14 protein-coding genes are annotated in these 15153 nt (G+C 67.4%); 4 read left to right on the forward strand and 10 right to left on the reverse strand.

All coding sequences use genetic code 11. The features are described 5' to 3' along the window. Positions 1–15 precede the first annotated feature (15 nt). On the reverse strand, positions 16–726 hold the full coding sequence (locus WBB14_RS19345; RefSeq protein ID WP_424241264.1) for an alanyl-tRNA editing protein: 711 nt from the start codon (positions 724–726) through the stop codon (positions 16–18). A 52-nt stretch (positions 727–778) separates the two neighbouring features. Next, complete coding sequence (locus WBB14_RS19350) at positions 779–1456, reverse strand: VOC family protein (protein WP_424241265.1); 678 nt, start codon at positions 1454–1456, stop codon at positions 779–781. Positions 1457–1589: 133 nt separating this feature from the next. Between WBB14_RS19350 and WBB14_RS19355 the strand changes: the two genes are divergently transcribed. Further along, a complete protein-coding gene (locus WBB14_RS19355; RefSeq protein WP_424241266.1) occupies positions 1590–1937 on the forward strand; it encodes a hypothetical protein in 348 nt (115 codons plus the stop codon). A gap of 45 nt (positions 1938–1982) precedes the next feature. Here the strand turns inward: WBB14_RS19355 and secF are convergent, their stop codons facing one another. From secF to WBB14_RS19385, 6 genes are all read right to left on the reverse strand, one after another. After that, positions 1983–2918 (reverse strand): protein translocase subunit SecF, encoded by a 936-nt coding sequence (gene secF, locus WBB14_RS19360; protein ID WP_424241267.1) that lies wholly within the window; start codon positions 2916–2918, stop codon positions 1983–1985. Between the two features lie 53 nt (positions 2919–2971). Next, positions 2972–4852 (reverse strand): protein translocase subunit SecD, encoded by a 1881-nt coding sequence (gene secD / locus WBB14_RS19365; RefSeq protein ID WP_424241268.1) that lies wholly within the window; start codon positions 4850–4852, stop codon positions 2972–2974. 110 nt (positions 4853–4962) lie between these two features. Next, complete coding sequence (gene yajC / locus WBB14_RS19370; protein WP_013395762.1) at positions 4963–5304, reverse strand: preprotein translocase subunit YajC; 342 nt, start codon at positions 5302–5304, stop codon at positions 4963–4965. 113 nt (positions 5305–5417) lie between these two features. Next, a complete protein-coding gene (gene tgt, locus WBB14_RS19375) occupies positions 5418–6554 on the reverse strand; it encodes a tRNA guanosine(34) transglycosylase Tgt (protein WP_424241269.1) in 1137 nt (378 codons plus the stop codon). Then, positions 6551–7609: a tRNA preQ1(34) S-adenosylmethionine ribosyltransferase-isomerase QueA gene (gene queA / locus WBB14_RS19380; RefSeq protein ID WP_424241270.1), complete on the reverse strand. Its 1059-nt coding sequence runs from the start codon at positions 7607–7609 to the stop codon at positions 6551–6553. The genes tgt and queA overlap by 4 nt, the downstream gene beginning before the upstream one ends. 135 nt (positions 7610–7744) lie before the next feature. Continuing rightward, positions 7745–8563, reverse strand: a complete 819-nt coding sequence (locus WBB14_RS19385) for an IclR family transcriptional regulator (RefSeq protein ID WP_424241271.1) — start codon at positions 8561–8563, stop codon at positions 7745–7747. 235 nt (positions 8564–8798) lie between these two features. On the opposite strand from WBB14_RS19385, the gene WBB14_RS19390 reads away from it, so the two are divergent. From WBB14_RS19390 to upp, 3 genes are all read left to right on the forward strand, one after another. After that, positions 8799–9956, forward strand: a complete 1158-nt coding sequence (locus tag WBB14_RS19390; RefSeq protein ID WP_424241272.1) for an ABC transporter substrate-binding protein — start codon at positions 8799–8801, stop codon at positions 9954–9956. 238 nt (positions 9957–10194) lie between these two features. Beyond that, on the forward strand, positions 10195–11619 hold the full coding sequence (gene dacB / locus WBB14_RS19395; protein ID WP_424241273.1) for a D-alanyl-D-alanine carboxypeptidase/D-alanyl-D-alanine endopeptidase: 1425 nt from the start codon (positions 10195–10197) through the stop codon (positions 11617–11619). Between the two features lie 185 nt (positions 11620–11804). Next, complete coding sequence (gene upp, locus WBB14_RS19400) at positions 11805–12443, forward strand: uracil phosphoribosyltransferase (RefSeq protein WP_013395748.1); 639 nt, start codon at positions 11805–11807, stop codon at positions 12441–12443. Positions 12444–12530: 87 nt separating this feature from the next. On the opposite strand, the gene cysG is transcribed toward upp, so the two are convergent. Both cysG and WBB14_RS19410 read right to left on the reverse strand, forming a co-directional pair. Further along, on the reverse strand, positions 12531–13946 hold the full coding sequence (cysG, locus tag WBB14_RS19405) for a siroheme synthase CysG (RefSeq protein WP_424241274.1): 1416 nt from the start codon (positions 13944–13946) through the stop codon (positions 12531–12533). Between the two features lie 103 nt (positions 13947–14049). Beyond that, a complete protein-coding gene (locus WBB14_RS19410; RefSeq protein WP_424241275.1) occupies positions 14050–14634 on the reverse strand; it encodes an ANTAR domain-containing response regulator in 585 nt (194 codons plus the stop codon). Between the last annotated feature and the right edge of the window lie 519 nt (positions 14635–15153).

Genomic DNA, 15153 nt, shown 5'->3' on the forward strand with positions numbered 1-15153 from the left:
GCTGCCGGCCGAGTCCTACGCGAAATTCACCACCACGCGCCGGTTGGTGCGGCTCTTTTTCTCGATCTTCGTAACGACTACGGCGCCGATCTCGCTCGTATTGGCCACGTGCGTGCCGCCACAGGGCTGGCGGTCCACGCCCGGGATTTCGACGATGCGTATGCTGGCGGTGCCTGCCGGAGGCGCCGCGCCCACGGTGCGTACCAGGTCGGGTTCGGCCGCCAGTTGTTCCGGCGTGATGCAGTTGATGCTGACGCCAGTGCCGGCGTTGATCAGGGCGTTCAGGCGTTCGGTCAGATCGGCCTTGTCCAGCGTGGACTCCGGCAGATCGAAGTCCACCCGCGCGGAGTCGGGGGAAATGCTGCAGCCGGTCACGGGCGCGGGCACCAGCGCGCCCAGCAAGTGCAGACAAGTGTGCAGGCGCATGAGGCGATGGCGCCGCGGCCAATCGATCGCCACCGAGACCCGCTCGCCGACCTGCGGGGCGGCATCGCCGTCCAGCACGTGCAGGATGCGCTTGCGGTCGTCGGCGTAGATGGTGTCGGTCAGGGCCAGTACGCGGCCGTCGGCCAGCGTCAGCGTACCGCTGTCGCCCGCCTGGCCGCCGCTGCGCGCATAGCAGACGGTCTCGTCCAACTCGACGCCCTCGGGGCCGACCGCGATCACCGTGGCGGCGCATTGGTCCAGGTAGGGGTCTTCGTCGAATCGCTTGCGGGTGGACTGCATGGAAGGGTCTCCGGATGTCATGGCTATTTTGAGAGGGGGGGGGGCGGGCGGCTCAGGCCAGGATCTTCAGGCCGCCGGCTGTTTCGATCCGTGCGCTCAGGCGCGGCGGGCCATCGGCCTGCTCCACCTGGATCAGGTGGTCGGCGCCCAGCCAGGCCAGCCCCTGGCGCAGCAGGCCGGCCTGTGGATGGCTGCCGGACAGTTGCGTGAGGGTGAGCTCGTGCCGCGGCAGGCTGACGCCGGGATAGTCCGCCACGTCCCACTGGATCAGCGTAGGCAGCAGGCCGTCGCCCGCCGCGTGACCGGCCTCGCGCCAGGCGGGCAGGCTGCCATCGTCCGGCACCGTCAGCCGCCAGCGCAGATGGCCGCGTTCCATGGGAATGGCGGGAGGAATGCGCGCAGGATGCTCGGCCTGCATACGGGTCAGGTCCAGGGGCGCTTCGACCCGCGCGGCCCAATGGGCCAGGTAGGGGCCTTGAGCTAGCCGGGCGCGGACCGCGTCCTGGTCCAGCCCGAACCAGCGCGGCCGGGACGGCGCCGGGGCCTGCGGATCGATGGCGATGACTTCCAGGTAGATGCCGCCAGCCATGCCCAGCACCCGGTTGTGGGTACCCATGCGTGGATGCGCGCCGCCGCCCGCGGGCGCGATGCCGAGCAGTCCGGCGACGTATTCGGTGCCGCTGTCCAGATCGGCGGCGGCGATGACGAGGTGATCGATGGCGAGTTTCATGATCCGGCTATGGTAGCGAATCCGCGAGGATCCGTACCCGTACACCGCGACGGCGGCCTGCGGTACAGTGCCCGCGCAGGTTTCGCACTCCAGCCCGTCGGCCCGACAGGCCGTAGCAGGGGATATCGACGATATGGTTTTTTATCTTTTCGCAGCGCTGTTCGCAGTCGGCCTGGTGGCCGCCCTGGCGGCCAGCGCGGTGTATTGGCTGCGTTTCGGCCCGAAGGCCAGGGAGACGCGACGCTGGCTGTACGCCACGGGATGCCTTCTGCTTACCTATCTGATCGGCCTGGCGCTGGTCAGCCATGATCCGTACTTCGACGACAACGGGGTGCCGGAATTCATTCCATGGCGTTTCCGCTGGGCATGGGCCTGGCTTTACGCAGGCTTGCTTCAGTTCATCGTCGTTCCCTGCGGGTTCGGCTTGCGGGAAGGGCTGCGGTTCCTGGCCAGGCGGAAACCGCCACGCGCCGCGCAATAAAAAAACCCGCCGCGATTGCGGCGGGTTTTGTCTGCGTGGAGGCGATCAGGCGGCTTCGCCTTCCTCGCCTTCCTTCTTGACCGGCTTGACCAGGTCTTCGCGCTTGACGCCCAGCCACATGGCCAGGGCCGCGGCCACGAACACCGACGAGTAGATGCCGAACCAGATGCCGATGGTCAGGGCCATGGCGAAGTAGTGCAGGGTGGGGCCGCCGAAGAACAGCATGGCTAGCACCATCATCTGCGTCGAACCGTGGGTGATGATGGTCCGCGAGATGGTCTGGGTGATGGCGCTGTTGATGACTTCGTGCACGTCCGCCTTGCGGTACTTGCGGAAGTTTTCGCGGATCCGGTCCATGATGACCACGGATTCGTTCACGGAGTAGCCCAGCACCGCCAGCACGCCCGCCAGCACCGACAGCGAGAATTCCCACTGGAAGAAGGCGAAGAAGCCCAGGATGATCACCACGTCGTGCAGGTTGGCGATCACGCCGGCGACGGCGAACTTCCATTCGAAGCGGAAGCCCAGGTACACCATGATGCCGATGACCACGACCAGCAGGGCCATCAGGCCGTTGTGCAGCAGTTCCTGGCCCACCTGCGGGCCGACGAACTCGACGCGGCGCAGTTCGACGCCGGAATCGGCGGTCTTCAGCGCGGCCATGACAGTTTCGCTCTGGGTGGCCGAGGTCTGGCCTTCCTGCAGCGGCAGGCGGATCATGACGTCGTGCGAGGTGCCGAAGTTCTGCACCTGGAAGTCGGAGTAGCCCAGCTTGGAGACCACGCCGCGCACGTTTTCAAGCTGCGCCGTCTGGGCGTAGTTGACTTCCATGACCGTGCCGCCGGTGAATTCGATCGACAGGTGGAAGCCGCGCGTGAGGATGAAGAAGACAGCCGCCACGAACGTGACGAGGCTGATGATGTTCAGCACCAGCGCGTGGCGCATGAACGGGATGGTGCGGTGAATACGGAAAAATTCCATTTTTCGCCTTAGGCTTTATCTGTGGCGGGCGGCCAGGCCGCCCGCGCTCATGTTCAGTTGGTCTTCGGTTTCCAGACTTCACCGATGGAGATCGACGTGAGCTTCTTCTTGCGGCCATACCAGAGGTTGGCCAGCGCGCGCACGCCCACCACCGACGAGAACATCGAGGTCAGGATGCCCAGGACGTGCACCACGGCAAAGCCCCGGATCGGGCCCGAGCCGAAGGCCAGCAGCGCCAGGCCCACGATCAGCGTGGTCAGGTTGGAGTCCAGGATGGTGCCCCACGCGCGTTCGAAGCCATGGTGGATGGCCTGCTGTGGCGTGGCGCCCGCGCGCAGTTCCTCGCGTATCCGCTCGTTGATCAGCACGTTCGAGTCAATGGCCATGCCCAGCGTCAGCGCGATGGCCGCGATGCCCGGCAGTGTCAGCGTCGCCTGCAGCATGGACAGCAGCGCCAGCAGCAGCAGCACGTTCATGGTCAGGCCGATGGTGGAGAACACGCCGAACAGGTGGTAGTACAGGATGATGAAGACGGCGATGGCCAGGAAGCCGTACAGCGTCGAGTAGAAGCCCTTGGCGATGTTGTCCGCGCCCAGGCTCGGGCCGATGGTGCGTTCTTCGATGATGGACATCGGTGCGGCCAAGGCGCCCGCGCGCAGCAGCAGCGCGGTGTCGGCGGCTTCCTCGGAGCTCATGCTGCCGGAAATCTGCACCTGACCGCCGCCGATCTCGCCGCGGATGACCGGAGCCGTGACCACTTCGCCCTTACCGTTTTCGAACAGCAGGATGGCCATGCGCTTGCCGATGTTGTCGCGGGTGACGTCGCGGAAGATGCGGGCGCCCTTGGAGTCCAGCGTCAGGTGGACGGCGGCCTGCTGGGTTTGCGAGTCGCGGCCGGGCTGGGCGTCCTGCAGGTTTTCGCCCGTCAGGATGACTTGGCGGCGCACCAGGATGGGACGGCCGTCGCGGTCGTTATAGCGTTCGAGGCCGAAGGGCACGCTGCCGCCCAGCAGCGCAGCCTGCGCCGTGGGGGAGTCGTCGACCATGCGGATTTCCAGCGTGGCGGTGCGGCCCAGCAGTTCCTTGGCCTTGGCCACGTCCTGCACGCCGGGCAACTGCACCACGATGCGGTCGGCGCCTTGTTGCTGGATGACCGGCTCGGCCACGCCGAGTTCGTTGATGCGGTTGTGCAGCGTGTTGATGTTCTGCTTCAGCGCGGAATCCTGCACGCGCGTGACGGCGGCCGGGTTCAGGGCGGCCATCAGCAGCGGCTTGCCGTTTTCCAGGCGCTCGGTGAATTCCAGGTCGGGCAGGCGGCTGCGCAGGGTGGAAATGGCGCGGTCGCGGTCGTCCGTGTCGGCGAAAGTGGCGGCAATGGCCAGGCCCGAGCGTTCGACGCCGGCCACGTTGACCTTCTGGTCACGCAGCACCGAGCGCACGTCGGCGGCCAGGGAGTCATAGCGGGCGGTCAGGGCGCCCTGCATGTCCACTTGCAGCAGGAAGTGCACGCCGCCGCGCAGGTCCAGGCCCAGGTACATGGGCTTGGGCGCGAACCAGCCCAGGCTGCGCATCCAGGGGGGCGAGGCGGGCAACAGGTTCAGCGCGACCGTGTAGTGGGGGTCGCCGGCGACGGTGTTGAGGGATTTGTCGATGAGGTCGCGCGCCTGCAGTTGCAGGTCGGTCGATTTGAAGCGGGCGCGCACGGTGCCGAGCGTGCCGTTTTGTTCGTAGTAGACCCCTTCGTTGGGGATCTTGGCGTCGGTCAGGATCTGATCGACCCGGTTCAGCATGGCGGGATCGACCTTGATCGTGGCCTTGGCGCTGGAAACCTGGACGGCCGGGGACTCGCCGTAGAAATTGGGAAGCGTGTACAGCAGGCCGATGATGACCGCGACCAGGACCGTAATGTACTTCCAGAGGGGATAGCGGTTCATTGCCGGCTACTTCATGTAAAAGTGATGAAAGGGCCGCCCGGGCGGCGAGCGCGGCGGGCGGCGGCAGGGCCATCAAGCACAAGAGCCCGATGGGGGCTCCTGTGGGACGCTTACAGGGCCTTGATGGTTCCCTTGGGCAGCACGGTCGAGACCGACGACTTCTGCATGATCACTTCGACGGGCTTGTCGGCCAGTTCCGAGACTTCGACGGTAACGTAGCTGTCGTTGACCTTGGTGACCTTGCCGAGCATGCCGCCGGCGGTGACCACTTCGTCGCCCTTGGCCAGGGCGGCGATCAGATTGCGGTGTTCCTTCTGGCGCTTCATCTGGGGACGGATCATCAGGAAGTAGAGGATCACGAACATCAGGATGATGGGCAGCATGCCCATCAGCGCGTTGCCCTCGGGGGCGGCCTGGGCCACGACGAGGCTGGCGGTATCGATAACGGACATTGAATTCTCCTGCGTTTAGTCTGTTTGAGTGTTTGTATCTGTGTTTTTATGCGCCCATCCCCGCGCGAGCCATGGATAGGGCAAGCCGGCTATTGTATATAGGTCCTGAAATTCTAATCCACCCCCCGCGCCCGGTCGGCCGCGAACTGCGCGCGCCAGGCGTCGAAGCGGCCTTCCGCGATGGCCTCGCGCATTTCCTTCATGATGGTCAGATAGAAATGCAGGTTGTGCAGGGTGTTCAGGCGCGCACCGGTGATTTCGTTGGCGCGCTGCAGGTGGTGCAGATAGGCCCGCGAAAAATTCGCGCAGGTATGGCAGCTGCAGCTCGGATCCAGCGGGCGGGTGTCGTCGCGGTGCTTGGCGTTGCGGATCTTGACGTCGCCGAAACGCGTGAACAGCCAGCCGTTGCGGGCGTTGCGGGTGGGCATGACGCAGTCGAACATGTCCACGCCGCGGCTCACGCCCTCGACCAGGTCTTCCGGCGTGCCCACGCCCATCAGGTAGCGCGGCGCCTGGGCCGGCAGCTTGGGCGTGACGTGCGCCAGGATGCGCATCATGTCTTCCTTGGGCTCGCCGACCGACAGGCCGCCGATGGCGTAGCCATGGAAGCCGATCTCCTGCAGCCCGGCCAGGGACTCGTCGCGCAGGGCTTCGTACATGCCGCCCTGGACGATGCCGAACAGGGCATTGGGGTTTTGCAGGCGGTCGAATTCCTCGCGCGAGCGGCGCGCCCAGCGCAGCGACATGCGCATGGAGCGGGCGGCTTCCTCGACGGTGGCGGGCCGGCCGTCGATTTCATAGGGCGTGCATTCGTCGAACACCATGACGATGTCGGAATTCAGCGAGCGCTGGATGCGCATGGATTCTTCCGGCGTCAGGAACAGGCGCGCGCCGTCGATCGGGGAGGCGAACTTCACGCCTTCCTCGGTGATCTTGCGCATGCCTTGCAGGCTGAACACCTGGAAGCCGCCGGAATCGGTCAGGATGGGCTTGTCCCATTGCATGAAGCCATGCAGGCCGCCATGCTTTTCCATGATTTCCGTGCCCGGGCGCAGCCACAGGTGGAAGGTGTTGCCCAGCACGATCTGCGAACCGATCTCTTTCAGTTCGTGCGGCATCATGGCCTTGACGCTGCCATAGGTGCCGACAGGCATGAAGATGGGCGTCTCGACCACGCCGTGGTTCAGCGTGATGCGACCGCGGCGGGCGCCGCCGTCGGTGGCGAGCAGTTCGAAGTTCAGTCCGGTCATGGGGCGGGGGACTCGATAAACATGGCGTCGCCATAGCTGAAGAAGCGGTAGCGCTCGGCGACGGCGTGGGCGTAGGCGCGGCGTATCGGTTCTACGCCGGCCAGCGCCGACACCAGCATCAGCAGGGTCGACTGGGGCAGGTGAAAGTTGGTGACCAGGGCGTCGACGACGCGGTACCGGTAACCGGGGGTGATGAAGAGACGGGTGTCGCCCTGGGCAGCGGCCAGCGGCAAGCCCGGGGCGGTGCGCCCTTCGGTCTGGGCGGCGGCGGATTCCAGGGCGCGCACGCTGGTGGTGCCGACGGCGATGACCCGGCCGCCGCGGCTGCGGGCGGCGGCGATCGCGTCGACCGTGGCTTGCGGCACGGTGAACCATTCGGCGTGCATGACGTGGTCGGCCAGGTTGTCGACGCGCACCGGCTGGAAGGTGCCCGCGCCCACGTGCAGCGTGACGAAGGCGCGCTCGACGCCCATCGCGGCCAGGCGGTCCAGCGTGGGCTGGTCGAAGTGCAGGCCGGCGGTGGGGGCCGCCACGGCCCCGGGCTCGCGGGCGTAGACCGTCTGGTAGCGCTCGTCGTCGCCGCTGTCGGCTTCGTGCGTGATGTAAGGCGGCAGCGGCGTCGCGCCGTGGGCGTCCAGCAGGTCCAGCACCGGACCGGGGAAGCGGATGTCGAAGAGTTCGCCTTCGCGGCCCAGCACGGTGGCGTCGAAGGCGTCGGCCAGGCGCAGCACCATGCCGGGACCGGGCGACTTGCTGGCGCGTACGTGGGCCAGCACGCGGTCGGGTTCGGTGATGCGTTCGACCAGCACCTCGATCTTGCCGCCGGTAATCTTGTGGCCGTTCAGCCGCGCCTTGATGACGCGGGTGTCGTTGAAGACCAGCAGGTCTTGCGGACGCAGCAGCGCGGCCAGGTCGGCGAACTGCCGGTCATGCAGTTGTCCGGCGTCGTCCAGGTGCAGCAGGCGGCTGCCGGTGCGTTCGGCGGCGGGCGCCTGGGCGATGAGCTCGGGCGGCAGTTCGTAGTTGAAATCGGCAACGGTGAGGGACTGGGTCACGCGGCTATCCGTCCGGCAAGGGCGGCAAAAAGAGGGCGAAAACGAGCCGGGCAGGCCCGGGGCAACCCATTATTGTAAAGCGGCTGGAAGATCGGGACGCCCGGCCGGGGGACGGATGGGCGCCGCGCCCGTGGTTCAGCGCGCCGGACTCCACCCCAGCCGGCGCGAACAATCCGCCGCGGCCGCGCTCAGCGCCCGCACCGGTTCGCCGTCCGGCGACAGGTCGAAGCCGCCATGCAGTCCCAGGCTGGTGATGGCCCCGGCGAGATGGCCTTGCGCGTCCAGCACCGGCACCGCGGCCGAGGCTATGCCGTGCAGCAGGTGGCCGCTGACGCTGGCGTAGCCGCGCTGGCGCGTTGCCTGCCATTGCCGGCGCAGCGTCGCGGCGGGATCCGCGGGCGGTTCGGTGACGTCCAGCACCCGGGCGGCAGCATCGGGGTCATGGGCGCGCAGCGCGTCCCATTCGGACAGCGCCCGGGGCAGGGCCAGGGTTTCGGGCAGCCAGGCGGCGAACACGCGGCCGGTGGCGCTGTTGAGCAGCGGCAGCACCGAGCCCACCCGAACGTTGACCGTCACGGGCAAGCGCGCGTCGCGCCATTGCACGATGGTGGGACCGTGTTGGCCCCAGACGGAAATGAATACGGTCTGGCCGATGGCGGCGCTCAGCCCGTCCAGGCTGCCGGCCGCCAGCTTCACGAAATCCACTTCGGCCAGCGCCGCCAGCCCGGTGTGCAGGGCCTGCGGACCCAGCCGGTAGCGGGCGCTGGCCGCGTCCTGCTCCACGTAGCCGCGCCGCTCCAGCGACACCAGGTAGCGGTGCACCTTGGCGCGTGGCATGTCCAGGCTGCGGCCCAGCTCGGACACGGACAGGGCGCCGCCCAGCTCCGCCAGCCGGGTCAGCACGTCCAGGGCGATTTCGGCTGATTGGATCCCCGTGCTGCTATCTGTTGACATGAGTTCGTCTCTTATTAGAATACGTGTATCACTAAAAAATACAGCGCTAGCCAGTCACTGGCAACGTGGAGACCAGCAATCACGCAGCCGGACCGCGCTGCGAGCCTGTGCGGACAAACCCGCAGCGGACCCGCGACGCGCCCGCCTGCCGGCTTCCCCGCCGTATAAACAGAGTTCCACGCCGTAGCGGATCGGCGCAAAGCATAAGACATCCGCGTATCCAAGGAGACTCCGCATGACCCCTCGTCGTACCCTCATGGCCGCCGCGCTGGCCGCCCTGCTGGCAGCGGGCGCCGCGCCCGCGCTGGCCCAGGTGAAAATCGGCGCCACCCTGTCCACCACCGGTCCCCAGGCTTCCCTGGGCATCCCCGAACGCAACACCATCAGCCTGTTGCCCACCGAGATCGGGGGCGTCAAGGTCGAGTACGTGGTGCTGGACGACGCTTCCGACACCACCCGCGCCGTCAGCAATTCCCACAAGCTGATCTCGGAGAACAAGGTCGACCTGATCGTCGGCTCCTCCACCACGCCCAACACCATGGCCATGCTGGATACGGTGGCCAGCGGAACCACGCCCGTAATCACGCTGGCCTCGTCGGCGCGGCTGATCGAGCCGGTGGACGACAAGCGGCGCTGGGTGTTCAAGACCCCGCACTCCGATTCGCTGATGGCCGAGGGCATCGCGCGGCACGCCGCGGCCAACGGCGTGAAGAAGCTGGCCTTCATCGGCTTCAACAACGCGTTGGGCGAGACCTTCTGGGTGGAAATCGAGAAGGCGGCCAAGAAACACGGCATCGAGGTGGTGGGCAAGGAAAGCTTCGCGCCCACGGATACGTCGGCGGTAGCCCAGACCCTGAAAGTGATCGGCGCGGCGCCTGACGCCGTGGTGGTCGGCGCCTCGGGCACGCCCGCCGCGATGCCGGCGCGGGCGCTGCGCGAGCGCGGCTACAAGGGCAAGATCTATTTCAACCACGGCGTGGCCAACAACGACTTCCTGCGGGTCTGTGGCGCTGCCTGCGAGGGCGTCTGGGTGCCGGTGGGGCCGATAATGGTGGCCGACCTGCTGCCTGACGACAACCCAGTCAAATCCACCGCCCAGGCCTTCGCCAAGAAGTACGAGGCCGCCAACGGCGCGGGCACGGTTTCCCTGTTCGCCGCCTATACCTGGGACGTCGGCCTCCTGTTGCAGCAGGCCGTCCCGGTGGCGCTGAAGACCGCCAAGCCTGGCACGCCCGAATTCAGGGCGGCGCTGCGCGATGCGCTGGAGAACGTCAAGAACCTGCCCACCGCGACCGGCGTGGTCAACATGAGTCCCACCGACCACAACGGGCTGGATGAGCGGGCGCTGGTGATGGCGACCGTGGCCTCCGGCAAGTGGAAACTGCAGAAGTAGACGGGAAGAGCCCCGAGGGGGGGCCTGTTTCCCCTTGGGGCGGCCCTGCGGGGGAAAAGGCCCCCACGCCGCGCACGCTACGCGTGCTTGCTGCCCCCCGAGGGGGCCTGTTTCCCCTTGGGGCGGCCCTGCGCGGAAACGGCCCCCACGCCGCAATCCTTCCAGGTTTTGTATGCTCTCGGTTTTGCAGGACGAGCAACCGGGTGGGCGTGGCATGACGGGACGAGCGAATATGCGTATGGGCGGGCTGAAGCGGTGGCTGGCTGGCGGGCTGCTGGCCGCGGTGGCGGGGGCGGCCGGGGCGCAGGTTCCTGGCTTGCCGCCCAACGTGGTGAACGCCTGGAAGGCCAGCAAGCTGCCCGACAGTTCCCTGTCCCTGGTGGTACAGGAGGTGGGCGGGCCGCGGCTGGTGGCGTTGAACGCCAAGGAATCGCGCAATCCCGCCTCGGTGATGAAGCTGGTCACGACCTGGGCCGCGCTGTCCGAACTGGGGCCCAACTACGTCTGGCGCACCGAGTTCATGACGGCGCCGGGCGCACGGCCCGACTCCCGCGGCGTGCTGAGCGGCCCGCTGTACCTGCGGGCCGGGGGCGATCCGCAATTCCTGCTGCAGGACCTGTGGGTGCTGCTGCGCGAACTGCGCCTGCGCGGCGTCAAGCAGATCAACGACCTGGTCATCGACCGCAGCATCTTCGGCCAGGTCGCGACCGACCCCGGCGCCTTCGACGGCGCCCCGGACCGGGCCTATAACGCCAGTCCGGATGCCCTGATGGTGGGCTTTGGCGCGCTGCGGCTGCTGTTCACGCCGGACCCCGCCGCCAACAAATGGGTGCCGCTGATCGACCCGCCGTTGCCGGGCCTGAAGATCGAAGGCCGCGTCGAATGGAGCGATGCTCGCTGCCCGGGTCCCCCGGTAGTGACGACCGAGCCGTTGATCACCCAGCAGGGCGTGACCATCCGGGTGAACGGCAAGGTGGCCGGCTCCTGCGGCGAATTCAGCCTGTATCGCCTGGCGCTGTCGCAGCCCGACTACGCCACCGAGGTGTTCCGCATGCTCTGGAAGGAGCTGGGCGGCACCTTCAAGGGCCAGGTCCGTTCCGGCATGGTCCCGCCCGACGCTGTGGTCCTGGCTACGCACGATTCGCCCACGCTGGCCGAGGCGATCCGCCAGATCAACAAGCGCAGCAACAACGTCATGGCGCGCACTTTGCTGCTGACGCTGGGCGCCGAGCGTGGCCGGCGGCCTGCCACCGTCTCCAGCAGCGAAGTCGTGGCCAAGGAACTACTGGCCAAGCAGGGCCTGGACATGCCCGAGCTGGTCATCGACAACGGCGCCGGCCTGTCGCGCGATGCCCGCGTGTCGGCCGACAGCCTGGCGTCGATGCTGACCGTGGCCTGGAATTCGCCCGTCATGCCCGAGTACATTTCCTCCTTCGCCATCGCCGGCGTGGACGGCACGGTGCGCCGCCGCCTCAAGGGCGATGGCACCGTGGGCATGGCCCACCTGAAAACCGGGTCGTTGCGCGACGTGCGCTCCATCGCGGGCTATGTGCTGGGCGCCAGCGGCAAGCGTTACGTGGTGGTCAGCATCGTCAACCACGAACAGGCGGGCGCCGTGCGCGCCTTTGACGACGCGCTGATTGCCTGGCTCACCGAACAATAAGCATGCCTGCACCGCGCCGGCGGAATTCTTCGGATGATCCTGCCGGCGATCAATAACAATTCCCTTCCAAACCGATTACGATCCTCAGGTGTGGCTCGACGACGGGCGACGCAAAGCGCGCCGCGCCGCCATGGTTCCGCCTGAGGCGAAAACCCTGTCTATCAATATTCTGGAGAGTTACGCACATGCCCGTGCACGAAATCCGCCATCCGCTGATCCGCCACAAGCTCGGGATCATGCGCCGCGCCGACCTCAGCACCAAGAGCTTCCGTGAGCTGTCGCAGGAAGTGGGCGCGCTGCTCACTTACGAAGCGTCCAAGGACCTGCCGCTGGCGCCCGCCACCGTCGAAGGCTGGTGTGGTTCGGTGCAGGTCGAGAAAATCGCCGGCAAGAAGGTCACCGTGGTGCCTATCCTGCGCGCCGGCATCGGCATGCTGGACGGCGTGCTCAGCTTGATTCCCGGCGCCAAGGTCAGCGTGGTGGGCGTGGCCCGCAACGAAGAAACGCTGGAAGCGCATACCTACCTGGAACGCCTGGTGGGCGAACTGGACCAGCGCCTGGCGCTGATCGTCGATCCGATGCTGGCCACTGGCGGCTCCATGGTCGCCGCGATTGACCTGCTCAAGCGCGCCGGCTGCAAGGAAATCCGCGCCCTGGTGCTGGTCGCGGCGCCGGTCGGCATCGATGCCGTGCTGGCCAAGCACCCCGACGTGCATATCTACACCGCCTCCATCGACGACGGCCTGAACGAACACGGCTACATCATGCCGGGCCTGGGCGATGCCGGCGACCGCATCTTCGGCACCACGCAGAAGACGGAATAGCGCTTGCGGTACGGCAATGAGCAAGAACGCCAGCCTGCCGGCTGGCGTTTTGCATTTGGCCTGGCGGGGGCTCGCGCCCTCAGTTCTTCAAGCCGCCATCTTTTCCACCAGCCCGTCCAGGTGCTGTCCGAACCATTGCAGTTGCGGCGCCAATCCCGCCACCTCGCCCACGATCAGCAGGGCCGGGGAGCGGATGGCGTGTTCGGCGGCCAGGGCCGGCAGTTGATCCAGCGTGCCGGACAGCACGCGCTGCTCGGGCCGGCTGCCGTTTTCGATCAGCGCGAAGGGCGTGCGTGGCGCACGGCCGTGGGCCAGCAGGCGGCTGGTCAGCAGATCCAGTTGCCCCACGCCCATGTAGAAAGCCAAGGTCTGTTTTTCACGGGCTAGTGCCGGCCAGTCCAGGTTGTCCTCGTCTTCGCGGCAGTGCGCGGTGACCAGACGGACGGACTGGGCGTGTTCCCGGTGCGTCAGCGGGATGCCGGCGTAGGCCGCACAGGCCAGCGCGGCGGTGATGCCGGGCACCACTTCATAGCGCACGCCATGCGCGCGCAGGTATTCCAGCTCTTCGCCGCCCCGCCCGAAGATGAAGGCGTCGCCGCCCTTGAGCCGCACCACGCGGCGGCCGGCGCGGGCATGCTCGAGCATCAGCTTGTGGATGCGGGCCTGGGTGGCATTGTGGTCCTCGCCGGGCAGCTTGCCGACCGATACGCGCTCGGCGTCGCGGCGCGCCAGCGACATGACCTCGCCGCTGACCAGGCGGTCGTGCAGGATGACGTCGGCTTCGTTCAGCGCGCGCAGCGCCTTCAGCGTCAACAGGCCGGGGTCGCCCGGTCCTGCGCCCACCAGCACCACGCTGCCGGCGTCGGGCGCCCGCGGCGCCGCCAATGCGGCTGCCAGCGCGGCCTCGGCCTGGGCCGGCTGTTGCTGGCGCAGGAAGCCGGCCACCGGGCCGTCCAGCAGCCAGTCGTAGAAGCGGCGGCGCGCGCCCAGGTCGGGATGGCTGGCGCGGATGCGCTTGCGGTAGTTGGCGGCCAGCCCGGCCAACTGGCCCAGGGTATGGTCGAACAGGGATTCGATGCGTTCCCGGATGCGCCGCGCCAGCACTGGCGCCACGCCGGACGAGGAAATCGCGACGATGACGGGCGAGCGATCGACGATGGAAGGCACCTGGAAGGACGACAGTTCGGGGTCGTCGACTACGTTGCTGAAAATGCGCCGGGCGTCGGCCGCCTGGGAGACGGCGGCGTTGGTATCGCGGTCATCGGTGGCGGCGACCACCAGCCAGGCTCCATCGAGCCAGGCGGGATCGAAGCGGCCCGACAGATGGCGGATGCGGCCTTCGGCGGCCAGGGCGGCCAGGGCGGGAGTCAGTTCCGGCGCGCCCACGAGCACGTCGGCCGAGGCTTCCAGCAGCGACAGCGTCTTGCGTTCGGCGACGGCGCCGCCGCCTACCACCAGGACCCGCCTGTCTTGCAGGTCGGCAAAAATCGGGAAAAGCTTCATGAATGCCCGCCTCGGGCGTACCCGGCATAGTGTGGTTGGATGATAGGAAGGGGGCTTCATCCCCACAACTTCTGATTTCTTTGTTTCATATAACCAAAGCTTATTAGGTGGATTTGCCTAGCCAGGCGCTCATGTCCACGACTTCCCGGGCCACCTCGCCGAGCCGTTTCTGGCTTTGCATGGCGCGTTGGCGCAGCAGGCCGTGGGCCTCGTCCTCGGAAATCGAACGCGCCTTCATCAGGATGCCCTTGGCCTTTTCCACCCATTGGCGGTCGGCCAGACGCAATTGCGCTTCGCGCAGCTCCTCGCGCCGCGACTTCTCCATGGCGAAGCGTTCGATCGCCACGGTCAAGAGCGGCTCGATGCGTCCGGCCGGCACGTCGCCCACCACGTAGGCCGCGACGCCGGCGCGCAAGGCGCTGCGTATGGTTTCGCGATTGCCGTTGTCGGTGAACATCACGACTGGGCGATCGCTGTGTTCGCTGGCCACGCAAACGTTCTCCAGCGTGTCCCGGCCGGGCGCGTCGCTGTCGATCAGCACCACGTCGGGCGCCGCCTGGGCAATGGCGGCGGCCAGATCCATGTCCGGCGCCATTTCGGCCACGACGCGCACGCCCGCCGCGGCGAGCGTCTGCCGCAGCGACGCCGCGCGTCCTTCGCCATCGTTGAGCAGCATGACCTTGAGCATGAGATTCCCCCCTGATGCGTCCAGTCACGCAAGTTCCATGCCACCGCGTTCTGCGGCGCAGGCCGCCGCGGCGCGCACAGCGGCGGAGCGCGGACCGCACGCGGATGGTGCGCTGCCGCAACCGGCTGCGCACCAAGTTGGTTCACGCCTGGTTTTCCGCCATCCCTGACGACGCGGGGCAACGCGAGGCGGCGCCAGCGCAGGCGCGGCCTGGCGGCCCGTCGGGCCATGGCTTTTTCTTCCTGGCACAGCATTTGCTTCAGTGGAATCGGGCAGCCAACGAAGGCGGTCCGACGCAACGCGCCGCGACCAGCGGCCAGGGACAACGACGTTCCGCAGCGCCACCGGATAGGAATCCGTGGCGTGCGGGACGTTTTTTTTTGCCAGGAGCCATGCATGACGCCATCGACCCGTAGCCCCTCCACCGACGCCGCCGCGGGCGGGGACCTCAGCGCCAACGCCGGACGCCGCAAATGGCTCTGCGGCACGGCGCGCGCGGTGGCCGGCGCCAGCCTGCTG

Source organism: Achromobacter sp., assembly GCF_049647645.1.
In the GTDB taxonomy this organism is placed as follows: domain Bacteria; phylum Pseudomonadota; class Gammaproteobacteria; order Burkholderiales; family Burkholderiaceae_B; genus Achromobacter.